Source organism: Pseudomonas arabinosi, assembly GCF_047758675.1.
In the GTDB taxonomy this organism is placed as follows: domain Bacteria; phylum Pseudomonadota; class Gammaproteobacteria; order Pseudomonadales; family Pseudomonadaceae; genus Aquipseudomonas; species Aquipseudomonas arabinosi.
The window spans coordinates 4799793-4825577 of sequence record NZ_CP180480.1 but is presented as its reverse complement, the minus strand read 5'-3'; the positions used below and the strand labels follow the sequence as shown (position 1 = coordinate 4825577).

Here is a 25785-nt window from a genome sequence, read left to right as displayed (position 1 = left end):
TGTAACGCCAGGATTACAAACTGGACAGATACCAACCATGAATGCGGTAAACACAATCGCCACACTAAGCGCGACTCGACTCAAAAATGACTATAGGTGCTTCATCGAGTGGCGTGCGCAACATCGCCGCAGAAAATGTCGACGCTGCCATCCTCGGGTGAAGTACGTACGACAACGGCGTACTTGCCGGAAAGCAGGTCTGGCAGGGCTATCGGCGCGCTTCTGTAAAAGGTCCATCCACCGGTGCCTGCATTGGGTTCGGTGTTGACCTTATTGTTCATTGCGTACGCGACTGGCCCGGGTTGCTGGCAACTGCCTTTGTTGATGAAGGTGTAGATGCGCGGCGGCAGGATGGTCCCGTTTGGAACGCCGGTAATGTAGAAGTCAAAGTTGGTTTGATTGCCTTCGCCAGTCAATGTAGTCGTGGCGGTATGACCAAGGTTTTTGTGGGTCGCTGCCAACGGAAGATTCATTGATTGGTGTGAGGAGCTGGTGCAGCCGAAAAGACTTGCGGTAGTCAATAGCACTGACAGGGGGAGACGGAGTTTCATTGCCAACCTCCAATATTGGAAGAAGTGCGGTGGGGGGACTATTGGGTATAGCTCAATAACGTCGCAGTGCGTTCTTGAACGTCTACTTTTATAGCCAGTTAAGTCCCTGAATCCCCCGGTTTATCGATCAGACTTGTGAGTTCGCATGCGGCAGAGATCGGGATCACTCGCTGCCCATCTGGGCGAGAACGCGCTCACGCTGACAAATTTCTGCTTCCACTGCCCGCACCTCCCTCATGTAAACCTCTACAGCGGGTGGCAGTGAGCGCTCTTTTAAGTAGATGAAGCCATAACGGGTACGAAGTGCGGGGACATGGGCGGGCAACGGCACGATTGCCCCTGCCCTGATTTCCTGTTCAAACGTCGATAAATTCCCTAACGCAAGGGCATTGCTACTCTCGACGAATTTGACGATTTGCATGGGCACATCTATTTCAATCGCCGGTACAAAATCACCCGTTACTGGATCGTAGGCGCCGGCACAGCCCAGCGTTGCCGGAAGCAGATGGGTCGTCAGCCGCAGCGGAATGCGCGAGGCCACCCACGGGTAATCGAGTGTTTGCGCCAACGTTGGTGAACGCTTTTGCGAAAGCAGCGGATGGCCGGGGCGACAAAACAGGCGGCCCTCATGCTCGCCCAGCAGTTCACAGGTGAACTCCTCCTGTCCTTGTAAGGTGCTGATTTCGGCGATCCCCAGGTCTACTGCCCCGGAGGCGACCTGATGAGCAACTTCGCGCCAGCCGGCGACGTGTGCAGTGACCTTGATCTGCGGATGCCGGGCATGCAAACGCGCGATGCTGGCGTATCCGCTGGTGACGCTGGGGTAGGGGCCCAACGCGACCCTGAGCGCTCCGATATCCCCGCCCGCCAGCAAGGCGATGTCGCGCCGCAGGTCTTCCTCGGCCAGCAACAGGCGCAGGCTCTTTTCACGCAACAACTGACCAAACGCCGTCAGTACGACGCCGTCGGTGCGTCGATCAAACAGCGTGACCCCGAGTTCGCTTTCCAGCAACTGGATGCTTTTGCTCAGCGCCGGTTGGGAAACCCCCAACGCTTTTGCCGCTCGCCCAAAGTGTGCATGTTCAATCAATGCCAGAAACTGACGTAAGCGACGCGGCGTCATCTCATAACCTTTGTGTTATCGAAATTGGTTAAAACGGAATTTTTCGTAATGAAATGAATATGCTATTCATGGCCAGGCGGGTCAAGTTGACGCGTACCCAATAAATACAATCGAGCGCAAGTTTTCGCCTTGACGCTCATGGCACCCCTTTGGCGCAGGAACTCTCATGCACAACAAGACCCTTCATCTGGCACTGGCAATCACGCTTGGGAGCGGCATCAGCCCTGTCCTCTTTGCTGCCGATGCAAACGGCGTAAGTTCTGAGCCGGCCCCGACCCAAAATTCGCACTTCGACAGCAAGGGCAAAGCGCCTTCGTCCTACACGATCGAAGCGCAGAATGGTGTACGCAAGACACTTCCGTTCGCGGACAAACGCGACTTTGAAGAAGCCCAAAAAGGCTTCATCGCTGCACCGTCCTACAACAAGATCATGGCCGAAGCCGGGAATGTCGCCTGGAACATGGGGAGCTATGACTTCCTGCTCGACGGCAAGGACTACGACAGCATCAATCCGTCCTTACAGCGCCAGGCGATACTCAACATGGCCTTCGGTTTGTATGAGGTGGTTCCGGAAAGGATTTACCAAGTGCGTGGGTTTGACCTGGCCAACATCACATTCATCAAGGGCGATACGGGCTGGATTGTGTTCGACACCCTGATGTCGAAGGAAACCGCCAAGGCTGCCCTGGATTTCATCAATGAAAAACTCGGCAAGCGCCCGGTCGTGGCGATCGTGATCTCTCACTCCCATGCTGACCATTTCGGTGGAGTCCGCGGCCTGGTCGATGAAGCCGATGTGCGCAGCGGCAAGGTCCCGCTCATAGCACCAACCGGTTTCATGGAGCATGCTGTGGCTGAAAACGTCTACGCTGGCAACGCCATGACCCGGCGCGCCTTCTTCCAATACGGCGTGATGTTGCCGCACAGCCCCTATGGCCATGTCGACATGGCCATCGGAAAAAATGCCTCCATTGGCAACATGGGGCTGATCGAACCCAATCGCTACATCGCGAAAGATTTCGAAACCCTGACCATCGACGGCGTGGAAATGGAGTTCCAGAGCACACCCGGCACCGAAGCCCCTGCGGAGATGAACACTTGGTTCCCGCAATTCAAGGCCTTCTGGGCAGCCGAAAACATCATCGGCACCATCCACAACATTTACACCTTGCGCGGTGCCCTGGTCCGAGATCCGCTGGTCTGGTCGAAGAACATCAACAACGCTCTGTATCGCTACGGACAACAGGCCGATGTCATGTTCGCCTCCCACAGTTGGCCACGCTGGGGCAATGAGCGAATTCAAGACGTCATGCGCGCACAACGCGATGCCTATGCCAATCTGAACAACGCCGTACTGCACGCCGCGAACCAGGGCGTCACCATCAACGAGATTCAAAACGTCTACAAGTTGCCTGAAAGCCTCAAAAACAACTGGGCGACCCATAGCTACCATGGCTCCGAAGAGCACAACAGCCGTGCCGTGATCAACCGCTACCTGGGTTACTGGGATGCAAACCCGGCGACGCTCATGCCGTTGTCGCCGAAAGATTCTGCACCGCTGTACGTGGAAATGATGGGGGGCGCGGCCAAGATCATGGCCAAGGGCAAATCCTTGTTCGATCAGGGCAAATACCGCGAGGCCTATGAAATCCTCAATAAACTGGTGTACGCAGAACCCCAAAACACCAAGGCCAAGGATCTGCTCGCGGACGTCTATGAGCAGGTTGGCTATCAGAAGGAAAGTGCCGGCGTGCGCAACAGCTTTCTCACGGCAGCGTACGAATTACGCCATGGCATGCCCAAGGGAGTGCCGCCAAAACCCACGGGGCCGGACATGATCCGCGCCATGAGCACCGAGTTGTGGCTGGAATACCTCGGCATCGCCCTGGACGGCAGTAAGGTCGCGGATCAACACTTGATCTTGAATCTCAAGACGCCCGACAACGGTGAGCAGTTTGTGGTTGAGTTGAGCAACTCAACGCTGACCACCATCAAGGGGCAGCAAGCGAAAAAGGCTGATCTTGCCATCACGCTTGACCGCTCGGATCTTGAAGACGTGATGGCAAGGAAAACCAGCTTCGCTCAACTCGTCGCGGCCGGCAAAGCCACCTTCGAAGGCGATCACAAACCCTTCGAACTGTTGATGGCCGCCATCACCCCGTTTACCCCTACCTTTGAACTGCTGCCCGGCACCCAGCAGTAATCCGTCAGGGCTCCGTACTGGGTGTGGTAGCTGCCCATAACGTAGGGTAGCTACCACTCCAGAGGGGCATCGACGGACGAAAGAAGCTCGACTATTCCTCTCATGTCGATCGATCTCGGCATACAGCGCGGCAATCCCGTTAAAGCTGTTGTGGCTCTTTTTGAGGATGCTGGGTGGTGAGAATGCGCAGTGGTCCGCAGAGAAGAGGGGTGGCCAGCTGCCCCCAGGGCGATTTCATGCTCTGGGCGGAACTGCCGGAAAATTTCGACACGCTGCGCTTAAACCGGGCTTTACTGGAATAAGGTGTGCAGATTGCCGTGAGCTGCATTTTCTCGGCATCGGACAAGTACCGTAACTGTCTGCGGATGAGCGTCGCTTCCAGGGCAACACAGGAAATCGAACAAGCGGTGCGCACGGGCGGCTCCGGCTTCCGAGGTCAAAACTACACCCGTCGAGGTTGAGGACGAGCCCTTTGCCCATGTCCTGGATCTTCCCCGCCATGTTGCTCGCACTGCTGCTCGCTGGCTGCGCCACCACGCGCTTGCCCCGCGACTTCAGCGAAGTAATACCCGCCAGCGATTCGGCTTTCGGGCGCTCGATCCAGGCCCAGGCCGCCCAGCATGAGGGGCGTTCGGGGTTTCGACTGCTGCCTAACAGCAGTGAAGCGTTCCGGGCGCGCGCCGAGCTAATCCGTAATGCGCAAAAAAGCGTCGATCTGCAGTACTACATCGTGCATAACGGTCTCAGCACCCGGGCATTGGTACGCGAAATACTGCTGGCAGCCGATCGCGGTGTACGGATCCGCATGTTGCTCGATGACACTGCCAGCGACGGCCAGGAAGAAGTCATCGCTACCCTGGCCGTGCACCCGAACATCCATATTCGTGTCTTCAACCCGTTGCATCTGGGGCGCAGCACCATGGTTACCCGAACCATGGGCCGTCTGCTCAATCTTTCCCAACAGCACCGGCGCATGCACAACAAACTGTGGCTGGCCGACAACAGCGCGGCCATCGTCGGCGGACGCAACCTGGGGGATGAATATTTCGACGCCAGACCCGATCTCAATTTCACCGACATGGACCTGCTGTGTATCGGTCCGGTCGCCGAGCAGTTGGGCCACAGCTTCGATCAGTACTGGAATAGCGCCCTGAGCCAGCCGATCAGTGACTTCCTGCTCGACAAGCCAACAGCCGACGACTTGCTCAAGAGCCGCCAACGCCTGGAACAATCGCTGCAGAGCACAGGTATCGAAAACAAGGCCTTGTACGACCACCTGATGACTTACCGGACGCAACCGCAACTCGCCACCTGGCGCCAGCAGTTGATCTGGGCCCATGGCCAGGCGATGTGGGACGCCCCGAGCAAGGTACTGGCCGACGACGAACCGGCCCGCGCGCTATTGATGGCCACACAACTGCGGCCTGAGCTCGATAGCGTTCACAAGGAGCTGATCCTGATCTCGGCCTATTTCGTCCCCCAACAGCCGGGCATGCGCTACCTGCTCGGTCGTGCCGATGCCGGTGTTGATGTGCGCCTGTTGACCAACTCTCTGGAAGCCACCGATGTGCCAGCGGTGCATGGCGGCTATGCGCCTTACCGGAAAACCCTGCTCGAGCATGGCGTGAAGCTCTATGAACTGCGGCGCCAGCCGGACGATCCCGGTGGCGGTTCTTCTTTTGGCTTCAGTGGTGGCTCGGACTCCAGCTTGCACACCAAGGCCATGATCCTCGACAAGCAGAAGGTGTTCATTGGCTCCTTCAATTTCGACCCGCGTTCAGTGTTTTGGAACACGGAAGTCGGGGTGCTGGTCGACAGCCCTGAATTGGCTGGTTACATGCGTAAGCTGGCGCACGAGGGCATGGCGCCAGCCGTGAGTTACCAGGCCCGCCTGGAAAACGGCGAAGTCGTCTGGATCACCGAAGACGACGGCCGTCTGTATACCTTGCATAAGGAGCCCGGCGGTAAATGGCGCAGCTTCAAGGCCTGGCTCAGCGACAAGATCGGCCTGGAGAAAATGCTCTAGATCGAAGCCGGCGCTGGCCGCACCAACCATGAAGGCGCCGCATGCGTCCAGCCAGGTTGTCCTTGGTGCTTGTATGGAAGCAACCTACCGACTATGAGCAACGGCTGCCAGTTGCTCGGTGTCCACGCGAACAAAAACGGAGTCACCAATCGCGGTGAGCACTTCCCCGGCGTAGACCTCACAGATGACGCGAGTTTTGCGTCCGACTTCACCCTCGACTTTCGCACGCAGGGTCAGCGGGACACCCATCGGTGTCGGTTTGATGAACTTGATGCCAAGGTTGCCAGTGACGCAATTGATGCGTGGGAGGCTTCCGACTTCGCGGTGTTCCATACGGTAGTGATACGAGCGTAAAGGGGACAGATCTATTCTTCAGAAAAATAAATCTGTTCCCTTTTTTTACTTCTAAACGTCCGTTTCGGGCCGTTTTCAACCTGTCATGAAGGGCTGCTTTGGGTCGAATAGCGACCACGACACACCGTGACTGATCCACTCTTGTCCTCCCTCAACCTGGAGGACAAGCCATGAACTCTATTGCTACATATCGCCATCAGCCTTGGAACAAGGGAAAGCTTGTCGGGCAGAAAGCCCCGCTCCGAGTCAGAGATATCTGGGCCATACGCGTAAGACTTCAGCTTGCTGAGTAGACACGGGATCTGGCGCTCTTTAACTTGGCCATCGACAGCAAACTGCGTGCCTGCGACTTAACCAAGCTGCGAGTCCGAGACATAGCCCATGGGGAACATGTGTCGTCACGGGCCATCGTGATGCAGCAGAAAACCCACCATCCACTGCGACGGTCTACGCCAGACCGTCGCTATCCGACCCAATGCGGACGCTGACCAGCATTGGGTTAAGGGGCGGGCTTTAGCCCGTCCCAGTGAGCGAATCGAACGGTTTGAACCAGTTGTTATGCATGTTTTACTAGCCGTTTCTTTAAATGATACAGGTTAGTCCCGATTGGTCGATCCTCAAGAACACCATAAATCTCATACCCATGCTGCTCATAGAACTGTTTAGCATCAACGGTTTTTAAGAATGCAACTACTGCCCCATTGTTGGCGCCAATCGTTTCTGCTTTTTCCAATAGCATAGAACCGATTTTTCTACCGCGATGAGATTCCTTAACCCAAAAGGTATCAATTTCTAAGCCATCCCAGTAACAATTACAGCTTATTGCACCGATGTAGTCGCCTACTTCATCGTGTGCAATCACCATAAATATTTTATCTTCCGATTCTGGCGGTAGATTGGGGTATTGAATTCGAAGATATTCTGAAAACCTATTATTCAGAGCTCCCTGATCTTTTTCTGTTGGAGAATTCAATATATCAATCTTGATTTCCACTTTATTACTCCGATCATTCAACTTTGAGGTGCCGTACGGCTTTTGGCATAACAATTAGTTTTGTGACATGTCCATGCGTAATCCCTTGAACAATCAAAAAATCGAGTCTGTAAACGCGACATCAAGAAGGGGGGCGGCGGCATGTTTTTTGCGCATTACTGAAGAATTAGCTGCGTGTCCACGGTCTGCTTTTGGCCGATTTCTGTCTTTCATTGAAGAGAGGTTATTTGATCTGAAACAGGCGTGAAATCGTGACTAAGGCGTTCTCCCCGTCAGCCTCATAGAGGCCAAACAAGGACGCTTGGTCGGTGAGGCGATGCAGACGGAAATAGTTATAGAAGGCTTGACCCAGGCGCTGCTTCTCGAGCATTCCCAAGTTCCAAAGCCCGAAAAATTCGTTGTAGGCGGCTTCCTCGATTTCCAGCCCCGGTGTTCTGTCCATTTGAACCTCACTTGATGGTGAACTCTGGCGGATCCTGCCAAACCGCCAATGGGTGGTGTAAGGCGCCTTAAACTTTTGTCCTTGGCGCTTGTGCGTAGGCAACCTACCGACTATGAGCAACCGCAGCCAGTTGCTCAGTATCCACACGAACAAAAACAGAGTCTCCAATAGCCGTAAGCACATCCCCCGCATAAACCTCACAGATGACGCGAGTTTTGCGTCCGACTTCACCTTCGACTTTCGCACGCAGGGTCAGCGGGACACCCATCGGTGTCGGTTTGATGAACTTGATGCCGAGGTTGCCAGTGACGCAATTGATGCGGGGGAGGCTCCCGACTTCGCGGTGTTCCGTGCGGTAGTGATAGGCCATCGCCGTCCAGTTTGAATGGCAGTCAACCAGCATCGCTATCAGCCCGCCGTAAACCAGATCCGGCCAGCCGCAATACTTGTCATCGGGCACGTGCTCGGCCATGACATGCACGCCGTCCTCATGCCAGACGCTCTTGATGTGAAGCCCGTGCGGATTGCTGCTGCCGCAGCCGTAACAAACGCCTTCAGGTGCGGCGGTGTCTTGCAGGGAGGTTTCGAGCCTGGACATACCGTGGTCATCCTCAAAAATGTGAACCAAACCGTCGGATTTTAACGCTGCAATCGGCATCGGTCACTCGGGTAAGCCGGCCAGCCGCAGTCCATCCGCGAGCTGCGCGAGATCCTCGGGCCGTTGGATGGGCAACCAGTCCTTCAGGTTGGAGACGTGCAACGAGGGTTCCAGCTCGTGCAGGCGCTGTATTGCCTGCTTCGCTTTGTCCATTTGCCCGGTGAGCGCATGACTGGCCGCCATCAGGGCAACCGAGGGCAGGAGGGTGGGCAGGTTCCCCAGCGCTTTCTCTGCCCAGGCAGAAGCGGCGTCGAAGCGCCCGGCGAAGAAATACGCGAGCGCCATTCCGACCTGCATCCGGAACATTTCCGGGTCCAGTGGACTCAAGCGAACGGCATGGGTCAAATGCTCAATCGCTTCGTCTGTTTCACCGCGCAGTGCGCGCAGGATACCGCCCAGGTACCAGGCAGGGGCGAGGTTGGGATTGAGCAGGCGTGCCCTGTCGAGCAGGGCAATGCCGCCATCGACATCGCCAGCGAGATGGGCAAGCGCATGTCCGCCTCGCGTCAGCGCCACCGCATCATCGCGGCCGAGTGCCACCGCCAGCCGCGCAAGCCGTACGCCTTCGGCGATCTCTCGAGGCCGATCGATCATCCAGCCATTCAACTTGCGCCAGAAGTGACACCAGGCCGCCATGCCATAGGCCGATGCAAATTCCGGGTCGAGGTCGATGGCCTTGTAGAACAACGGCAGCGCCACCTCGATGGCTTCCCGGGTGCCGCTGTGCAGTTTTGCCATGCCGCGCAGGTAATAGTCGTAGGCGTCCAGGCTTTCCGTCGGTTTGCGCTTGGCGCGCTCGATTTCCGCACGTTCCAGCTGCGGCGCGATGGCACCGACGACGCTTTCGGCGATTTGATCCTGCAGTTCAAAGATGTCGTCGAGCAGGCCTTCGAAGCGTTCCGCCCAGATATGCGTTCCGTTTGTTGCGTCAATGAGTTGACCGGTGATGCGTACTTTGTTTGCGGACTTGCGCACGCTGCCTTCCAGCACGTAGCGCACGCCGAGCTCCTGGCCGATGCCCTTGATGTCCACCGCACGGCCCTTGTAGGTAAAGCTCGAATTGCGCGCGATGACGAACAGCCAGCGGATACGCGACAGGGCGGTGGTGATGTCCTCGACCATGCCGTCGGCAAAATACTCCTGCTCCGGATCGCCGCTCAGGTTGTGGAAGGGCTGGACGGTAATGGAGGGTTTGTCCGGGAGGACGAGCGAGGAGGGAGGTGTTTGCTTCGGGTCCACGGACGCAATTTCGCCGGTGCCAGGCCCGTCAGGCTGTCGTGCTCCGTCGATCTCGTCGACCTTGATCTCGCCGACGAAGCGGTAGCCCTTGCGGGCGACTGTGCGTACCAGTCGCTGTTCCTCGCCGGTATCGCCGATAGCTTTGCGCACCGCATTGATGTGGCTGGTGATCGTCGATTCCGAGACGATCCGACCGTTCCACACTGCCTTGAGCAGGTCGTCCTTGCTGACGACGCGATCGCGGTTGTTGACGAGCTGCAGCAATAGATCGAAGGCCTGCGGCCCGACGGCCACGACTTGCCCGCGCAAGGTCAGTTCCCGGCGCTCCTGATCGAGTACGTAGTCTTCAAACACGAATGGCAAGGTGCGGATCCCCTGGTCGAGCGCCCTCGACTCCGTGTCCGAGCTGGCGATTTGTACGTGGTGCCGATAATACGGCAGCGCGTAATCCTCTGCACCGTCCAGCAAGCGGCTTCTTTGGACGAAAAACCAAGCTTCCCCGAAGACAAACCCAAGGTCGGCACAAGGACTTCCCTCACGCGCGCGGGCACTCTCTTTCTACATCGACAGCAATGGTTGCTGTCGAGAAGCGTAGGGAGTGAACCCATGAAGATCGTCGTCATCGGAGGCACCGGCCTCATTGGATCGAAACTTGTGCAGAACCTCCGCGAGCGTGGCCATGACGTGCTCGCAGCCAGCCCCAGTACGGGCGTGAACAGCATCACCCGCGAGGGCCTGGCCCAAGCAATGGATGGCGCTGAGGTTGTCGTCGACGTGGCGAACGCGCCGTCGTGGGAGGACCAGGCCGTCCTCGATTTCTTCGAAACGTCGAGCCGTAACCTGCTGGCTGCGGAAGCTGCCGCCGGTGTTCGTCATCACGTTGCCCTGTCGATCGTCGGTAGCGAACGGCTTCCCGAGAACGGCTATTTCCGGGCCAAGGTCGCGCAGGAAAACCTCATCAAGGCGTCCGGCATTCCTTACTCCATTTTGCGTGCGACGCAGTTCTTCGAATTTGTCGGCGGCATTGCCCAATCGTTTACCGTCGGCGAAGAACTTTGCGTTTCGCCGGCGCTGATCCAGCCGTTGGCGTCCGACGACGTGGTGGCGGCGCTCACCGACGTCGTGCTGGCAGCGCCGGTCAATGGCACGGTCGAAGTCGCGGGGCCCGAAGCCATGCCACTGGACGAGCTGATCAGGCGCTTTCTGCGGGCCACTCGGGATACTCGCCAGGTTGTACCGGACGTACACGCGCGCTACTACGGCGCCGAGCTTGACGATCAATCGCTGACACCCGGCAAGAACCCGCGCCTGGGCGCGATCCGCTTCGAAGACTGGCTTGGTCAGTCGACGGCCGGGTAACGGGCCGCGACGTCAAAACTCACACCACGAAGGAGAATTGTCATGTTTACCCGATACCTCTTGGCCGCGGCCTTTGCAGTGCTGTCGATCAGCGCAGCGTCGGCCGCCGAGCCGCCCGCCGGCAAGGTGACAGTCGTGTTTGACCGTCCCATTCCCAACATCCCCGGCAAGAGCATGAAGGGCGTCGTCGTCGAGTATGGGCCGGGCGCCGCGTCGCCGTCCCACACCCATCCGAAAACGGCCTTCATTTATGCAACGGTCCTGGAAGGCTCGTTTCGCATCAAAGTCAAAGGCGAGCCGGAAAAGATCTACAACGTCGGCGAAAACTTCGTAGAGGAGCCGGGCTCCGTGCACGAAGTCAGCGCCAACGCCAGCGACACCCAACCCGCACGCCTGTTGGCCGTGTTCGTCCTCGACACCGATGAAACACCGCTCGTTACACCGATCAAAAAATGAGCCGATGACGCGCTCATGAATGCTCGACAGCCCGGCGGCAGACCACTGCCGCCCGTGGCTGCTGGAGTCCCAGGCATTGAACAGGAAAAGACAACATGAACTCGCTTCAGGACAAGGCCGCCATTGCCACCGGCGCAAGTGCCGAGATCCCTGTCGTGGTGGTGCGGCAAAGCAAGAGAAAGAAGGTCGGCATCCTGCTGTGCATCGGTGCCGTGGTGGTCCTGGCTGGCGGATGGGCCATGGCGCTTTCGAGCGGCTCGACTTCCACCGACAACGCTTACGTGCGCGGCGACGTCACGTCGCTCGCCGCCAAGGTTGCCGGCTATGTCACTGCGGTCGAGGTCGAGGACAACCAAGCCGTCCGGGCCGGTGACGTCCTGTTCCGTATCGATGATCGGGACTATCGCGCACGGCTGGCGCAAGCCGTGGCCAATGTCAGCGCTGCCCAGGCTCGCCTGACCCATGTGAATGCAGAAACCCAGCTTCAGCGTGCCCTGATTCGACAGGCCGAAGCCCAGAGACGTTCGGGCGTGGCTGAGATGAATCTGGCGACCAAAACCCACGATCGCAGCCGCAAACTTATCGTCAGCAACGCGGTCAGCCAGGCTCTGGTCGATGAAACCGGCGCGGCACAATCCAGAGCCGAGGCGACGGTATCGGCCGCTTCGGCATCGGTGGAGGCGCAACAGCAACACATCGCCGTCCTTGTGGCCGAGCGCGAAGCTGCCGTGGCTGCGGTGACGCAGGCGCAGGCCGCACGCGATCTCGCCCAGATCGATCTCGACAGCACCGTGGTACGCGCGCCGGTTGATGGCGTGGTCGGTAACCGTCAGGTTCGCATCGGCCGTTTCGTTACGACGGGCGTTGCCTTGCTCGATATCGTGCCGGTCAACGACGTATGGGTTGTGGCGAATTTCAAGGAAACCCAGCTCGAACAAATCCGCCCCGGTCAGCGCGTGCGAGTCACGGTCGACGGCTACCCCAGCGGGGCACTTGAAGGCGTGGTCGACAGTTTTGCACCGGGCAGCGGGTCGGCGTTCAGCCTACTCCCCACCGACAACGCGACCGGCAACTTTGTGCGTGTCGTGCAGCGCGTTCCGGTGAAGATCCGGCTTGTCCACAACCCGTTGCCGGGCCGCATCGTGCCGGGCCTGTCCGCCCGTGTCGAAGTTGCGCACGGGGAGGGATCATGAGCGCGGACGCCAGCGCGACGCGGAGCAACACCCGCGCTACGACCGGTGTCTTGCTCATGGTCGGCATCGTGCTTGCCACGCTAACGGAGGCGATCGCCAGCACCGTTCTGTCGCTCGGACGCGGCGACATCATCGGCGACACCTATGCAACGCCTGATGAGTTCGCCTGGCTGGATATCGGCTACACCGCGCTCAAGCTGATCGGGTTCATGACCGCGCCTTGGCTGCTGACGCGTTTTAATCCGCGTCAGGTGATCATCGGCTCAACCCTGGCCATGGGCACTGCATGCGGCATTGCCGCCATCACCGCTCGGCTGGACCTGCTGATCGCGCTTCGAATTGTTCAGGGCTTCGCTGGCGGAACCCTGCTGGTCGGGGGGCAGGCGATCATATTTCGCGCCTTTGCGCGATCCCATCAGCCCATCCTTCAAGCCCTGTTTGCCATGGGCGCCGTTGTCGCATCCGCCACGCTCGCCCCGGCCCTTCAAGGGTGGTTGATCGATAGCCAGTCCTGGACATGGATTTTCTTCAGCGTCGTTCCGCTGGCCCTGGCGGCAACCGGACTTCTGCTGATCGCCGACGGCCCGATGCCAGCCACGACCCGGCACCGTCCGTTTGATTGGGTCGGCTTCGCGCTGATGGTTGCCACGCTGTTCTGCTTCACCTACGTTCTCAGCCAGGGCAGCCGATGGGACTGGTTCGAAGAGCCACGCATCCTCTGGCTGAGCGTGATCGGCACAGCCGCGCTGCTGGCATTTCTCGGCCAACAAGTGTTGGCCAAAGGCCAAGGTCTGCTCGACTTCACCCTGTTCAAATCGAGCGATTTTTCTTTCGCCTTTATCGTCAGTTTTGTCGCTGGCGCCGCCTTGTTCGGCAGCGCGTTCCTGATCCCTGCGTTCGCCCTGTCGGTACTCGCGTTCACGCCTACCGATGCCGGCCTGCTCCTGTTGCCCAGTGGCGGGTTTTTTATCGGCGGACTGCTCATATCCGCCTATCTCATGCAGGTCCGCCGGGTTCCGCCGGTCGCTACAGTGCCCTTTGGAATCCTGATGATCATGGTTGCGATGTGGATGCTGTCCGGTTCGACCAGCGAAAGCGGCTCGGACGACATGATGGTAGCCATCCTGTTGCGCGGGCTGGGCCTTGGCTTCCTGTTTCTATCGATCACGCTGATCGCTTTCAGCGACCTCAACAGCCGCAACCTCGCCTGCGGGATAGGTCTGTTCAATACGGGGCGCCAGTTGGGCGGTCTGATGGGCGTCGCAGGGCTTCAGACACTGATCGACCATAACGTCTTCGCCGATGCCATGGTCCTCGGCGCCAATGTCACCCCGGGAGGGGCCGCGGTCATCGAACGGCTGACGACCACGACAGCCATGCTGTCGGTGAAAGGGATGGATGCAGTGGCCGTAGGCCGGGCAGCGGTGAGCCTCCTGGGCCGGGTCGTGTCAGGTCAGGCCACGGTGATTGCCTTCGACACAGCATTCATTGCTGTCGCCCTGCTTTTTGTAATCGCCGCGCCCATGCTGGTTGGCATCAAGGTCGGACTCTCGAAATACGCGAAAGCACGCGCTGCGCGAACCGTAGCGTGAGGCTTCACTCAGTCCAGGTTACCCAACAGCCACTCGCTGAAGCTTCGCGCCAGCGCATTATTCTCACTGTCACGATGGGTCAGCATGGCCCAGTTCGGGCCGCGAATGGTTTGCTCCACCAAGGGTTGCAACAATCCTTGGGTGCGCGCCTGCCGACTCAATAACTGGCTGACCAGGGCGATACCGAGCCCCGCGCACGCGGCGTCCAGCAGCAGGCCGGGATCGGAGAAGTTCAGCCCCTGATCCTTCTGGCCTACATCGATGCCTGCCTCCACCGCCCAGTGACTCCAATCCATTTCCCGCTCACCGTGAAGTGTGGTGCGCTGTTCCTGTGGCAACGCCAAAAGGCTCGGGTGACACGCCGGATAGAGGCGGTCGGCGTGCAGCACCTTGAAGCTGCACTCGGCTTGGGAACTGATGTCATCGCGCACCGCGAGGTCGATGGTCTGGGTGGTCATGTCCGGGACTTCATCGGTACTGAAAATCCACAGATCAACGTCCGGGTGCTCGCGGCGAAAATCCTCCAAGCGTGGCAGCAGCCAGTGACGGGCGAACGCCGGGGTGGTGTTGAGCACCAGTTGGTTGGGTTTCTGGTATTGCCCAAGACGGCGAATGCCGACGGCCAGTTGTTGCAGCAACGCCTGGGTGGTGCTGAGCAGGTCGTGACCGGCATCGGTCAGGCTGACGCTGCGTCCACTGCGGAAGAACAAGGGTTGTTCGAGGTACGCCTCAAGGCTGCGGATCTGCTGACTGATCGCCGATTGGGTGAGGTGCAACTCGGCGGCCGCCTTGTGGAAACTGCCCAGCCGGGCGGCGGCTTCAAAGCCGCGAAGGGTGCTGAGTGGCGGCCAGTGCTTGAGCATACTGATAAGTTCCTCTAATCATTTGTCTGCAAAATCCATCGTTTGTTTGCCTGATTTTACGGCCGTAGCATGCATGCCAGGAACACCCAAGCAGTTTTGTTGAACACAATGGCTTAACTTAAAGGGCTTTTTATCATGCAGCATGTCATGCAGCAGAATGAAATTCGAAACAGCGGTTGGATGATGCCGGCCGAGTGGGTCAGGCACGCCGCCACCTGGATGGTCTGGCCGCACAACACGGCACTCTGGGAGTCCGGTTGGGGCGTGACATTGCCGCAAGTGCAAGAGGACTTCGCTCGCGTGGCCAACGCCATCGCCCGTTTCGAACCGGTGAAACTGGTCGTCGACCCTTCTGCTATCGCCAGCGCCAAAGCCTTATGTGGTCCGAACATCGAATTGATCGAGCTGGCGGTGAACGACAGCTGGTGTCGGGATTCCGGTCCGAGCTTCGTCTGCCATCCACAACAAGGCCTGGCCGGGGTGAGCTGGCGCTTCAACGCGTGGGGTGGCAAGTCGGCCCATGATCTGGACGAAAGCCTGGCGCGTCGCGTACTCAATCACTTGGGCGTGGAGTGTTTTGGTACCGCGCTGAGCAATGAAGGCGGGGCCATCCATGTGGACGGCGAGGGCACGCTGATCACCACCGAGTCGGTATTGCTCAATCCCAATCGCAACCCGGGCATGAGCAAGGCAGAGATGGAGGAGATCTTCACGCGTCTGCTGGGCGTGAAGAAGACGATCTGGCTGCCGGGCGATCCGGACTATGTGACCGGCGACATGACCGATGGCCATGTCGATGGCGTGTGCGCGTTCGCCCGCCCTGGCGTGTTGCTGGTGGACGCCACCCACGACCAGCACTCGGTGTATGCCGAGGTGGCCCGCGAAAACCGTCGTGCCCTGGAGCTGGCCACCGATGCCCAAGGCCGCCAGTTCGAGCTGATCGAATTGTATGAAGCCACCGATGCCGTGGACACCGACGCTGAAGTGTTCTGTGCCTCCTACACCAACTTTTACATCGCCAACGGCGCCATCATCATGCCGGCCTACGGCATTGATGCCGACAACGTCGCGGCCGAAGTGTTGGCTCAGGCGTTCCCCGGGCGCGAAGTGGTGCCGGTGCGGATCAATCACCTGGCCCATGGCGGTGGCGGTGTGCATTGCATCACCCAGCAACAGCCCGCCTGGCCGGTGGAGGGTTGATGCCATGACGCTTCTGACCATCGCCACCACCCAGATGCCCTGCACCTGGGACCTGCAACACAACCTCGATCAGGCCGAGTATCTGGTTCGCGAAGCCGCGGCCAAAGGCGCCCAGGTCATCCTGTTGCAGGAGCTGTTTGCCACGCCGTATTTCTGCATCGAGCAATGCCACAAGCACCTGGAGCTCGCTGAAGAATATCGATACAGCCCTGTACTCAAGCGCTTTGCCGCGCTGGCCAAAGAGTTGGGTGTGGTGCTGCCGCTGAGCTGGTTCGAGAAGGCCGGCAATGCCTACTTCAATTCCTTGAGCGTGGCCGATGCCGATGGGCGCCTGTTGGGTGTGTATCGCAAGACCCACATTCCCAACGCCATCGGCTATCAGGAGAAGGAATACTTCAGCCCCGGCGATACCGGTTTTCGTGTCTGGGACACGGCGTTCGGGCGCCTGGGTGTGGGGATCTGCTGGGATCAGTGGTTCCCTGAGACCGCACGCTGCCTGGCGTTGATGGGCGCTGAAGTCCTGCTGTTTCCCACCGCCATCGGTTCTGAGCCTGGCTGCGCGGAGCTGGATTCCCGTGACCACTGGCAGATGACCATGCGCGGCCACGCCGCCGCCAACCTGCTGCCGGTGGTGGCCGCCAACCGCGTCGGCCGCGAGGTGGCCACCACCGATCCTGCCTTGCAGATGAGCTTCTACGGCTCGTCGTTTATCTGCAATCACAAGGGCAAGTTGCTCGCCGAGGCCGACCGCGACAGCACCGGCGTGCTCGTGCACAGCCTGGACCTGGCCGCCATGCGCGAAGAGCGCTTGAGCTGGGGCATTTACCGCGATCGCCGTCCGGACATGTACGGCGCGCTGTTGACTCAGGACGGTCGTCACACCCATGCACGCTGGAAGACTCAGGAGGTTTGATATGCACACCATCAAAAAACTGTTGAGCGGCACCTTGGGCCTGGCGCTGGGCTGTGCCTTGCCGGCGCTGCACGCGGAAGAAAAAACCCTGAGGCTGTACAACTGGGCCGACTATTTTGCCGAGGACACGCTGGCCAAATTCACCGCGGAAACCGGGATCAAAGTGATCTACGACGTCATGGATGGCAGTGAAACCCTGGAAGCCAAAATGCTCGCTGGCGGCAGCGGTTATGACCTGATCTTCCCGGGTGACACCGTCGCCGAACGCTTGATGCGCGCCGGCAGCCTGCAACCGCTGGACCGCTCAAAACTCACGGCCCTGGATGACATCGAGCCCGGCTTGCAGAAGCTGCGAACGCATTACGAGTATTCGCGCCAGGCCACGGTCCCTTACACCTGGGGCACCATCGGCCTGACCTACAATGCCGAGCAGATCAAACAGCGTTTGCCGGATGCTCCGGTCAACAGCCTCGACATGTTGTTCAAACCGGAACTGGCTGCCAAATTTGCCGACTGCGGCATTTCGATGATCGACTCGCCCGACGAAGTGCTGGCAGTCGTGCTCAACTACCTGGGCCGCGAGCCACGCAGTGCCAAGTCTGAAGACCTGGCCGCGGCGAGTGATCTGTTGCTCAAACTACGGCCGTACATCCGCAAGTTCCAGTCGCAACCGGTCACCGACCTGGTGAACGGCAACCTGTGCCTGTCGCTCGGTTACAGCGGGGACATGACACAGGCGCAACGGACGGCGGATTCCGCCGGCAAGAGCACCACGTTCCAATACCGTGTTCCCCGTGAAGGCACCACGGTGTGGATGGACGCCATGGCGATTCCGGTCGACGCCAGACATCCGGAGTACGCCTATGCGTTCATCAACTTCGTCATGCGCCCGGACAACATGGCCGCCATCAGTAACTTCACCGGCTACCCCACCTCCAATGCCAAGGCACGTGCGAGCGTCGATGCGACCATGCGCAACAACCCGGATATTTACCTCGATGAAGCCACCTATGCACGGCTGATTCCCGGCAAGGACATTCCCCAGCCCGATATGCGGGCGCGCATGCGCACCTGGACCAAGTTCAAGACGGCCACCGCGAAATGACTTCAGACAAACACTCCAGGGATCAACACATGTCGACGCGTCGTGAGTTCATCAAACAGGTATCGGTAGTCGCCGGTTTGGGCGCGGCAGTGTCTATCGGGCTTGGCCTGACGCCCCTGTACGCGCAAGCGGCCACCCCCGGCAGTTGGCGTATGCCGGATGAGGGCGACAGGCATCAGCGGGCCTTCATCGCCTTTGGCGCACAGGAAGCGATCTGGGAGGATTTCACTCCCGACGTACAAGCCGCCATTGGCCTGATCGCTCGCACCCTTGCGCGATATGAACCGGTGACCGTGTTCTGTCGTGAGCGTGAACGGGAGCTGGCGGAAGAACACTGCGGCACGGCTAACATCACCTACGTCACCACCGAACTCGACGACATCTGGATGCGCGATACCGGTGCCAACTTTGTCATCGATGGGAACGGAGGTCTCGGCGCTGTGGATTTCAACTTCAACGGCTGGGGCAACAAACAGCAGCACGGCGAAGATGCGCAACTGGCCGCTCTGGTTGCGAGCACTGTTGAAGCCCGTCATATCCGCAGTGAGTTGGTGGGCGAGGGCGGTGGTATCGAAGTGGATGGTCACGGCACGGGGATCATGACCGAAAGCAGTTGGATCAATGCCAACCGCAACCCCGATTGGAGCAAGGCCGAGATTGAGCAAGAGCTGAAAGCGCGCTTGGGCTTGCGCAAGATCATCTGGCTGCCGGGGATCAAAGGTAAGGACATCACGGATGCCCATGTCGATTTCTACGCCCGTTTCGTCAAGCCAGGCGTGGTGATCGCCAACCTCGACAACGACCCTCAGTCATACGATTACAGAGTCACGCGTGCCCATTTGGAGATTCTCAACAATGCCACGGATGCCGATGGCCGCCAGCTGCAGGTGCATACCGTGTCGCCACCGCTCAACCCACGAAAGAGCAAGTTCAGCCGCAACAACCCGGACTTTGCGGCAGGCTACATCAACTACTTCGTGATCAACGGGGCGGTCATTGCGCCCGAGTTTGGTGACAGGGCGGCAGACGCCAAAGCATTCGATTTGTTGTCCGAACTCTACCCGGATCGTGAAGTGGTGCAGCTCAACATCGACGCGATCTCTGCCGGTGGCGGTGGTATCCACTGTGTGACCAGTCACCAACCGTTGGCTTAGTCTGGATCAACGCTTTGCCATCCGGTTCTGCGAAGCCGTCAGGCCTTGACCCAGCGTTGACGGCTCCAGCTGCTCAATGTGTCGACGGCCAATACCAGCAACAGCATCGCCAGAATGACCGTGCTGGCTTGAGCTTCCTGGAACAGGCTGAGGCTGACATAGAGCATTTGCCCCAAGCCACCGGCACCGACGAAGCCGAGCACACTGGCCATGCGGATATTGTTTTCCCAGCGGTACAGGATGTAGGCCAGCAGCTGTGGCAACAGGTTGGGCAGTGATCCGTAACAGAACGCCCATATGGCATTGCCGCCCTGCAAACGGATGGCTTCGGCCGGTTCGGGTGGGGTGTTTTCCAGCGCTTCGGCGAACAGCCGGCCGAGCACGCCGGTGGTGTGCAAGGCCAAGGCCAGGGTGCCCGCATTGGGCCCGAGCCCGGCGGCCAGAACCATCAGCGCAGCCCACACCAGTTCCGGAACCGCGCGCAAAGCGTTGAGCACCAGACGCGACGCGCTCTGCAAAGGCCAGCCGAAGCGCCCGGCCGCGGGCAATGCCAACAGCAGGCCGAATACCGCCGCGAGCAGGGTGCCGAGGGCGGACATGGCGATGGTTTCCAGTGCGCCGTGGCCGATGGCTTGCAGATGGCCCGCGCTCAAGTCCGGGCTGAGAAAGCGTTGTGCATAGGCGACCATCTGCTTCAGGTTACCGCTGCCACCGAGCTCGCCAAGGTCGATGCCCAAGTAGATGAACGAGGCGACCACCGCTGCGCCGATACACAGAAGCAGCACCAGGTTGATCAGGCGGTTCATGCCAGCCTCCAGCGCAGCAGACGGCTGAGTTGATCGGCGAGCAGCACCAATACGAGAAACGTCAGTAACAAACTGGCCACTTCACCGCCGGCGAACATGCGCAACGACAGGTCCATTTGCTGGCCCAGACCGCCGGCACCGACGAAGCCCATCACCACCGAGGCGCGGATGGCGCATTCCCAGCGGTACACCGTGTACGACAGCAGTTCCGCAGCGACATTGGGCAGGATTCCGTAGAAAAAGGCGGCTAGCCGACCGCTGCCAGCCTGCAATAGCGCGTGGGCCGGGCGCTGGTCGACCGACTCGAAAATTTCCGCGTAGACCTTGCCCAGCATGCCGCTGTAGGTAATGGCGATGGCCAGTACCCCGGCAGTCGGGCCCAGTCCGACGGCGCGCACAAACAAAAGCGCCCAGACGATTTCCGGTACGCTGCGCAGGAAGATCAGTAAACCGCGTACCGGCCAACGCAGCAGTTGACCCCAATAGCTCGGGTGGCCAGCGCGGGAGGCAGCAGACAGCGACAGAGCCCGACTGGCCAGCAGGCTGGCGGGGACGGCCAACAGCAACGCCAGGGCCATGCCGGCCGTGGCGATGGCCAGGGTCTGCAGGGTGGCTTGCACTAACAGCTCAACGAATTCTTCGCCATGGGCAGGTGGCCAGAAGGCTGAGACAAACCGGCCCATCTCGCTCTGACTGTCGCTCGCCACCAGAACACTGAGGTCCAATTCGCTGAAGTGGATGCCCGGCCACAGCAAGGCCAGGGCCAGCAAGATGAGCAGCAGGCGGGGTAGGGTGGACGGATCTCGAGTATCACGGGTCAGCATCGGGGAATCTGCACACTCAAGGGCGCCGGAGCAATCGGTGGAGATTGCAGTTGTTCGTTGGCGTAGAGCTTGTCGAGCAGCTCGCGGTCGACTTCGCTGGCCGCAAGGTCGAACAGTATCTGTCCATCACGCAAGCCGATGATGCGCGAAAAGTGCGCCAGGGCCAGCTCCACCGCATGCAGGCTGGCGACCAGGGTGACGTTATGCTGCCGGGCATGGCGACAGAGCACCGACAGCGTGTGTTCGGCCAACACCGGATCCATGGCCGATACCGGTTCATCGGCCAGCAACACCTCGGGCGCTTGATACAACACGCGGGCAATGCCCACGCGCTGTAGCTGTCCACCGGACAGTTGCTGACATTGCGCGAACAACTTGTCGCTGAGGTCGAGCCTGGCCAATGCCGCGCGTGCGCCCGGAATATCCACCGGATGCAGCAAGTTCAGCAGACTTTTGCCCAGACCCCACTGACCCAGTTTTCCAGCCAGAACCGCGGTGATCACACGCTGGCGCGGTGGCAGCGGGGGCGCTTGATGGATCAGGCCGATGCGCGCGCGCAGACGCTGACGCTGACGGGCAGACAGCTGCCAGGCTCGCTCGCCGAGTACCTGGAGCTCGCCGTCGTCCGGTCGCAGGGCGGTGGCCAGCAGGTTCAGCAGGCTCGACTTGCCCGCGCCGGACGGGCCGATGATGGCAACCTGTTCGCTTGCACCGATGTGCAGGTCCACCCCACGCAACGCCTGGACGCCGTTGGCGTGGGTAAGGCTGACCTGGGTCAGATGCAACGTCATTTGAGCAGGTCGGCAGCGCGTGCGGCTTCCTCGATACCCTTGTAGTTCTCGGGTTTGGTTTCGATGAATCGGCTGGCAGCCTGCAGATCCAGAATTTCCTTGTCCTTCGGGTTCGCCGGATCGAGCGCCAGGAAGGCTGCCTTGATCTTGGCCGCCAGTGACGGGTCGAGGGTCCCGCGCACGGTCCAGTTGTAGTCGAAGTAGGCCGGGGTGGTCGCAAACACTTTGACCTTGGTGGTGTCGACCTTGCCGGCGGCGACCAGTTTTTCCCACACGCTGGCGTTCAGTACCCCGGCGTCCACCTTGCCGGCCTGGACCCAGGCGACAGTGGCGTCATGCGCGCCGGAATAGCCCACGCGACTGAAGTAGGTTTCCGGCTTGATGCCGTCCTTGAGCATGAAATAGCGCGGCATGAGACTGCCCGACGTGGAGGACACCGAACCGAAGGCGAAGGTCTTGCCCTTGAGGTCGGCGAGGGACTTGACGGCCGGGTCGGCGGTGATGAATTTGCTGGTGAATTGGGCGTCCTGTTCGCGCTGTACCAGCGGAATGGCATTGCCGGTTTTCAGGCGTGCCTGCACGAACGTGAAGCCGCCCAGCCAGGCCATATCGATCCGGTCGGTGGCCAGCGCCTCGACCACGGCCGGATAGTCGCTCACGGGAACGAACTCGACCTTCATGCCCAATTGTTGCTCCAGGTAGGTGCCCAGCGGCTTGAACTTGCGCAGCAGTTCGGTCGGGGCTTCATCGGGAATCGCGCTGACTTTCAGGGTGTCGGCGGCCTGCGCCAACAGGGTGCCAAAAGACAGCGTCAAGCCGACAGCCAATGCCAGGGTACGGTTGAGCATGAAAATTCTCCGGTGCATTAATGTCGATACGCCAAGTGCAAACGGGTTGCTGCATGGCGCTTTGTGAGGGTAGACGAATGGAACGAAATTGACTGCTTTTGGCCCCATTGTTAGTGCAACAAGCCTGAAGTCGATCCGGCCAGGATGATACGTGGAATAGCACTTTTAGCAGCCCGAAATCGCATGTTTCATGACCGCCCGTAACCCGGTCCGAGGGTTGGCTCACGCTTGGCTATTCTTCATGACACTACCGGCTTGCAAGTGGAACAGAGGATTGAGTGATGAAGATGCTACTGATGGTCGAGTGCCCCAATGAACCCTTCAACACCCTTGTCAAAGCCGGGACGGTGGGCGAGGTCATTGAACGCATCCTGACCAACATCAAACCGGAGGCGGCGTACTTTACTGAACAAGATGGCATGCGTGCCGGGATTTTTGTGGTCGACGTACAAGACCCCTCCGACATCCCCGCATTGGCGGAGCCCTTTTTTCTCAACTTCAACGCCACCTGCAAGTTCCGTATTGTGATGAGCGCGCAGGATCTGCAAAAGTCCGGTCTGGAGACGCTCGGGAAAACGTGGGCGTGCTGAGAGGCCAGACACGCCTGATTAGTCAGTTCCGTACAGTCCAAAGCATGGTCTGAACCCTGATATGCGGATGACTGACCAGAGGTTCCCATTCATCGATGAAAGTGAAACCCTGCTTTAGATAGAAATTCGAGGCTCTTGCATTGTCCGGGGAGACATCCAGGAACACGCGATCATGCCCTTTGCCGATTGCACGAGATTTCACCGCCTCAACCAGCTGTGCTGCCACGCCAGAACCACGTGCAGCGGGTTCAACCCACATGCCGATCAGGTTATAGCGATTCGCTTGACTGACCCCGGCACCGATCATCCCCACCGGTTTATCTTCCTTGATGGCCAGCCAGAATTCCGGTCCGGCCACTGACGAGGCTCGCTCTTTCCACTGTTCGTCACTGTATTGAGCGGCCGTTTGGTAGCTCACACCAAACGCCGTCGGCGTGTCCAAAAGCGCAGCGAGACGGACTTGCTTCAAAAACATCCAGTCTTTGGCTTCCGTCAATCGAATGTCCATGATCTTCCGTAAAAATGGCTAAATCTTTCAGCGGGTGTTTCGTAGTTTAGTTTTTCTTCTTGATTAGTTTGCCCATGTAGTACTTCAGGCTGAAACGATCTTTGGGCCTTGGCTTGTAGTGGGTTTTGTTTCTTTGTGCAGGATCGATCACCATGGTTCCTGCGGTGTAGTAATAAAGCGCTATAGACCTGCGCGTGATGTGCTCTGGCGTTGTTAAAGGCTCTGGATGGCCATGATTGCTGTCTTTGTCTGTATTGAAAATGACACATCGATTGTAAATGGGCAGAACTTTTTTAAGACAGGTCTTCATGTCGACATCCCAAAGCTCAAGGTTGCCGCCGTATTCCTCTCGCCAGTCTTCATTCAGATAAATGATGATATTCAGTCTGCGCTCAACATTAAGCTTTTTGTTGAGCCTGAAGTCCGAGTGAACCCCCAGGAAGCCACCGCTTTTCGTTTCATGCAGGCCGCCACCAGAAAAGTAGGGGTCGGGTATCAAACCTTCGATGCCTGTGAGTTTTTCAAGAAACTGCAACATGGGGGCCGAGTTAAAGGCGTTGAAAACAGTCTTCAAATAGGGGGCGCATTCGTTGGGACTGATTTGACGTTTTAGTTGACCTTTATAACCGCGCTCGTAGAGCGTTTCGTTGTTAGTTGGCTCGATTGGGAAGTTTGAGCAGATACTCGCAATCAGCTCTTCATCCAGAAAATTATCGATGACGATGTGCGGAAATGGCGTCGCCTGAGTATAGCCACTGGCCAATGAGGAACCCAAGGCGCTGGCGGCGTTCTGGTCGAAATCAAGCTCCGGGGAGAGGGTCATAGGTAGTGCTTGAGTGATGGGTGCCATTACCGCTCCAATAACTTGTTATAAAGACTTGTGGGTGACTTCAAGCAGCGTCCAGCGCACTGCTTGTTGTGTCGCTTCGTCGCTTAACTTTTGTTGTCGTCTTTCTTTAGGCGCTTCAAGATATTATTGTACATTTTGGTTCGTCTATGAGTTTCTCCATAGCCGCCAGCCGCTGAGACAGTGCCGGCCTGGATGTGATCCAGATAACTGAAGATTTTACGCGGTGATAACATTTCAACGACATAGCCAAGCTCGGTCATGCGGTCTTGGAGGGTGTAACCGGGTACGCGATTATCCATCGAAAAATGCATGTTGTGCTGTTTGATAAGTTTGCAGTTCCATAATGTGCAGAAACTTTTCAAGTAGACTTCTTTGTACGGTTTTGGTTCTCTGGAGCGTAATCCCATGGAGATTTTCAAGCGCCTGAAATGGTGTTTGAATAGTCGTGAGCTAAAGCGCCAAAGTGTTCTCGTGGTACCGCGGTTTAATTGCTCAACACAACCGACGGCTACGACTTTTTTGTTTTTTAAGCATTTGCTCAACATCATCGAAAAAACATTTTTATCAAAAACAAATGTGTCGGTGTGCATTAGAAATAAATAATCAGTTTCAACTCGCTCCAAAACCAGGTCAAGTGCTTTGCCATGGGCGATATGCCCGGCTTCTGGTTCGGAAACAGAGCGCTCGATTAAATTTATCCAGTCAAGCGTTCGTAAATACTCAGTGCTTTCATCGGCGGAATAGTTGTCAACTACCCATATTGGGACGTTTTGGCTGCCCACATGCTGGTGCAATAAGTCCAAGCATATCTTGGTGATTTCTGGTGTTTTGTAATTGACTATAACTATGCTGAAAGTTTTAGAGTTGTCATTCAGGAGGTTAGTGTTATTCATCGTTCAGGCGCCCAATGATAGTGCATGTTGTTGTAAGAATGGTTGAGCATGTATACAGTTTTCGCTTATTTGGTTGCGCAAGGCTTGCTTGACTATAAAACACAATTTGTTAAGTCGCTTTGTTGTACATAATAACCATAGCTTACTTTGGCCTGATGGAGGGCAGTATGTGCGGACTTCATCGTATAAGGATCTGCTCTGTAGGTAAACATCCGCGACTTAATTCGTTACACCTTCCCCCGCTAACCGT

25 protein-coding genes and 3 pseudogenes are annotated in these 25785 nt (G+C 58.2%); 13 read left to right on the top strand and 15 right to left on the bottom strand.

Translation table 11 applies throughout. From position 1 onward, the window contains the following. Positions 1 to 101: 101 nt before the first annotated feature. Both ACMXYJ_RS22520 and ACMXYJ_RS22515 read right to left on the bottom strand, forming a co-directional pair. Positions 102 to 551 carry a hypothetical protein gene (locus tag ACMXYJ_RS22520; RefSeq protein WP_415756989.1) on the bottom strand — a complete coding sequence of 150 codons (450 nt, stop codon included), beginning with the start codon at positions 549 to 551 and terminating at the stop codon, positions 102 to 104. A gap of 163 nt (positions 552 to 714) precedes the next feature. Then, positions 715 to 1674, bottom strand: coding sequence for a LysR family transcriptional regulator (locus tag ACMXYJ_RS22515; protein ID WP_415756988.1), 960 nt, complete (start codon positions 1672 to 1674; stop codon positions 715 to 717). A 166-nt stretch (positions 1675 to 1840) separates the two neighbouring features. Here ACMXYJ_RS22515 and ACMXYJ_RS22510 point away from each other — a divergent pair, with 166 nt between their 5' ends. From ACMXYJ_RS22510 to ACMXYJ_RS22500, 3 genes and pseudogenes are all read left to right on the top strand, one after another. Beyond that, positions 1841 to 3877: an alkyl/aryl-sulfatase gene (locus ACMXYJ_RS22510; protein ID WP_415756987.1), complete on the top strand. Its 2037-nt coding sequence runs from the start codon at positions 1841 to 1843 to the stop codon at positions 3875 to 3877. Positions 3878 to 4089: 212 nt separating this feature from the next. After that, a pseudogene (locus ACMXYJ_RS22505) lies at positions 4090 to 4338 on the top strand (hypothetical protein); the annotation flags it as partial. 17 nt (positions 4339 to 4355) lie between these two features. Continuing rightward, positions 4356 to 5903: a phospholipase D family protein gene (locus ACMXYJ_RS22500; RefSeq protein WP_415756986.1), complete on the top strand. Its 1548-nt coding sequence runs from the start codon at positions 4356 to 4358 to the stop codon at positions 5901 to 5903. Between the two features lie 84 nt (positions 5904 to 5987). Here ACMXYJ_RS22500 and ACMXYJ_RS22495 read toward each other — a convergent pair. Continuing rightward, a pseudogene (locus tag ACMXYJ_RS22495) lies at positions 5988 to 6251 on the bottom strand (PaaI family thioesterase); the annotation flags it as partial. Positions 6252 to 6427: 176 nt separating this feature from the next. On the opposite strand from ACMXYJ_RS22495, the pseudogene ACMXYJ_RS22490 reads away from it, so the two are divergent. Beyond that, a pseudogene (locus tag ACMXYJ_RS22490) lies at positions 6428 to 6700 on the top strand (integrase); the annotation flags it as partial. A gap of 113 nt (positions 6701 to 6813) precedes the next feature. Here ACMXYJ_RS22490 and ACMXYJ_RS22485 read toward each other — a convergent pair. The 4 genes from ACMXYJ_RS22485 to ACMXYJ_RS22470 form a co-directional block, all read right to left on the bottom strand. Beyond that, positions 6814 to 7251, bottom strand: coding sequence for a GNAT family N-acetyltransferase (locus ACMXYJ_RS22485; protein WP_415756985.1), 438 nt, complete (start codon positions 7249 to 7251; stop codon positions 6814 to 6816). 223 nt (positions 7252 to 7474) lie between these two features. Beyond that, the gene (locus ACMXYJ_RS22480) at positions 7475 to 7693 is read right to left on the bottom strand and encodes a hypothetical protein (RefSeq protein WP_415756984.1); all 219 of its coding nucleotides are present in this window, start codon (positions 7691 to 7693) and stop codon (positions 7475 to 7477) included. A gap of 103 nt (positions 7694 to 7796) precedes the next feature. Further along, positions 7797 to 8291, bottom strand: coding sequence for a PaaI family thioesterase (locus ACMXYJ_RS22475; RefSeq protein WP_415756983.1), 495 nt, complete (start codon positions 8289 to 8291; stop codon positions 7797 to 7799). Positions 8292 to 8354: 63 nt separating this feature from the next. After that, positions 8355 to 9953, bottom strand: coding sequence for a winged helix-turn-helix domain-containing tetratricopeptide repeat protein (locus ACMXYJ_RS22470; protein WP_415760788.1), 1599 nt, complete (start codon positions 9951 to 9953; stop codon positions 8355 to 8357). 243 nt (positions 9954 to 10196) lie between these two features. Between ACMXYJ_RS22470 and ACMXYJ_RS22465 the strand changes: the two genes are divergently transcribed. The 4 genes from ACMXYJ_RS22465 (at position 10197) to ACMXYJ_RS22450 (ending at position 14190) form a co-directional block, all read left to right on the top strand. Beyond that, positions 10197 to 10949 carry an SDR family oxidoreductase gene (locus ACMXYJ_RS22465; RefSeq protein WP_415756982.1) on the top strand — a complete coding sequence of 251 codons (753 nt, stop codon included), beginning with the start codon at positions 10197 to 10199 and terminating at the stop codon, positions 10947 to 10949. Between the two features lie 42 nt (positions 10950 to 10991). Beyond that, complete coding sequence (locus ACMXYJ_RS22460) at positions 10992 to 11405, top strand: cupin domain-containing protein (protein ID WP_415756981.1); 414 nt, start codon at positions 10992 to 10994, stop codon at positions 11403 to 11405. Between the two features lie 95 nt (positions 11406 to 11500). Next, entirely contained in the window at positions 11501 to 12598 is a 1098-nt protein-coding gene (locus tag ACMXYJ_RS22455) for an HlyD family secretion protein (RefSeq protein ID WP_415756980.1), read from the top strand. Further along, positions 12595 to 14190, top strand: coding sequence for an MFS transporter (locus ACMXYJ_RS22450; RefSeq protein WP_415756979.1), 1596 nt, complete (start codon positions 12595 to 12597; stop codon positions 14188 to 14190). Before ACMXYJ_RS22455 ends, ACMXYJ_RS22450 begins: the two co-directional genes overlap by 4 nt. A gap of 8 nt (positions 14191 to 14198) precedes the next feature. Here the strand turns inward: ACMXYJ_RS22450 and ACMXYJ_RS22445 are convergent, their stop codons facing one another. Next, positions 14199 to 15053 carry a LysR substrate-binding domain-containing protein gene (locus ACMXYJ_RS22445; RefSeq protein WP_415756977.1) on the bottom strand — a complete coding sequence of 285 codons (855 nt, stop codon included), beginning with the start codon at positions 15051 to 15053 and terminating at the stop codon, positions 14199 to 14201. Between the two features lie 147 nt (positions 15054 to 15200). On the opposite strand from ACMXYJ_RS22445, the gene ACMXYJ_RS22440 reads away from it, so the two are divergent. The 4 genes from ACMXYJ_RS22440 to ACMXYJ_RS22425 are packed head-to-tail and all read left to right on the top strand — an operon-like array spanning position 15201 to position 19425. Beyond that, positions 15201 to 16253, top strand: a complete 1053-nt coding sequence (locus ACMXYJ_RS22440; RefSeq protein ID WP_415756976.1) for an agmatine deiminase family protein — start codon at positions 15201 to 15203, stop codon at positions 16251 to 16253. Positions 16254 to 16257: 4 nt separating this feature from the next. Continuing rightward, on the top strand, positions 16258 to 17166 hold the full coding sequence (aguB, locus tag ACMXYJ_RS22435; protein ID WP_415756975.1) for an N-carbamoylputrescine amidase: 909 nt from the start codon (positions 16258 to 16260) through the stop codon (positions 17164 to 17166). 1 nt (position 17167) lies between these two features. After that, positions 17168 to 18271 carry an extracellular solute-binding protein gene (locus ACMXYJ_RS22430; protein ID WP_415756973.1) on the top strand — a complete coding sequence of 368 codons (1104 nt, stop codon included), beginning with the start codon at positions 17168 to 17170 and terminating at the stop codon, positions 18269 to 18271. A 29-nt stretch (positions 18272 to 18300) separates the two neighbouring features. Further along, a complete protein-coding gene (locus ACMXYJ_RS22425; protein ID WP_415756972.1) occupies positions 18301 to 19425 on the top strand; it encodes an agmatine deiminase family protein in 1125 nt (374 codons plus the stop codon). A 38-nt stretch (positions 19426 to 19463) separates the two neighbouring features. On the opposite strand, the gene phnE is transcribed toward ACMXYJ_RS22425, so the two are convergent. From phnE to ACMXYJ_RS22405, 4 genes are read right to left on the bottom strand one after another with little or no spacing between them, the layout of a single operon-like run. Continuing rightward, positions 19464 to 20231, bottom strand: a complete 768-nt coding sequence (gene phnE / locus ACMXYJ_RS22420) for a phosphonate ABC transporter, permease protein PhnE (RefSeq protein WP_415756971.1) — start codon at positions 20229 to 20231, stop codon at positions 19464 to 19466. Further along, positions 20228 to 21055, bottom strand: a complete 828-nt coding sequence (locus ACMXYJ_RS22415) for a PhnE/PtxC family ABC transporter permease (protein ID WP_415756970.1) — start codon at positions 21053 to 21055, stop codon at positions 20228 to 20230. The genes phnE and ACMXYJ_RS22415 overlap by 4 nt, the downstream gene beginning before the upstream one ends. Beyond that, positions 21049 to 21846, bottom strand: coding sequence for a phosphonate ABC transporter ATP-binding protein (locus ACMXYJ_RS22410; protein ID WP_415756969.1), 798 nt, complete (start codon positions 21844 to 21846; stop codon positions 21049 to 21051). Before ACMXYJ_RS22410 ends, ACMXYJ_RS22415 begins: the two co-directional genes overlap by 7 nt. Next, a complete protein-coding gene (locus tag ACMXYJ_RS22405) occupies positions 21843 to 22694 on the bottom strand; it encodes a putative selenate ABC transporter substrate-binding protein (protein ID WP_415756968.1) in 852 nt (283 codons plus the stop codon). Before ACMXYJ_RS22405 ends, ACMXYJ_RS22410 begins: the two co-directional genes overlap by 4 nt. 281 nt (positions 22695 to 22975) lie before the next feature. On the opposite strand from ACMXYJ_RS22405, the gene ACMXYJ_RS22400 reads away from it, so the two are divergent. Beyond that, positions 22976 to 23284 (top strand): panthothenate synthetase, encoded by a 309-nt coding sequence (locus ACMXYJ_RS22400; protein ID WP_415756967.1) that lies wholly within the window; start codon positions 22976 to 22978, stop codon positions 23282 to 23284. 22 nt (positions 23285 to 23306) lie between these two features. Here the strand turns inward: ACMXYJ_RS22400 and ACMXYJ_RS22395 are convergent, their stop codons facing one another. The 3 genes from ACMXYJ_RS22395 to ACMXYJ_RS22385 form a co-directional block, all read right to left on the bottom strand. Next, positions 23307 to 23792: a GNAT family N-acetyltransferase gene (locus tag ACMXYJ_RS22395; protein ID WP_415756966.1), complete on the bottom strand. Its 486-nt coding sequence runs from the start codon at positions 23790 to 23792 to the stop codon at positions 23307 to 23309. 46 nt (positions 23793 to 23838) lie between these two features. After that, the gene (locus tag ACMXYJ_RS22390) at positions 23839 to 24642 is read right to left on the bottom strand and encodes a 2OG-Fe(II) oxygenase (protein WP_415756965.1); all 804 of its coding nucleotides are present in this window, start codon (positions 24640 to 24642) and stop codon (positions 23839 to 23841) included. Between the two features lie 83 nt (positions 24643 to 24725). Further along, positions 24726 to 25535 carry a glycosyltransferase gene (locus ACMXYJ_RS22385; RefSeq protein ID WP_415756964.1) on the bottom strand — a complete coding sequence of 270 codons (810 nt, stop codon included), beginning with the start codon at positions 25533 to 25535 and terminating at the stop codon, positions 24726 to 24728. Positions 25536 to 25785 lie beyond the last annotated feature (250 nt).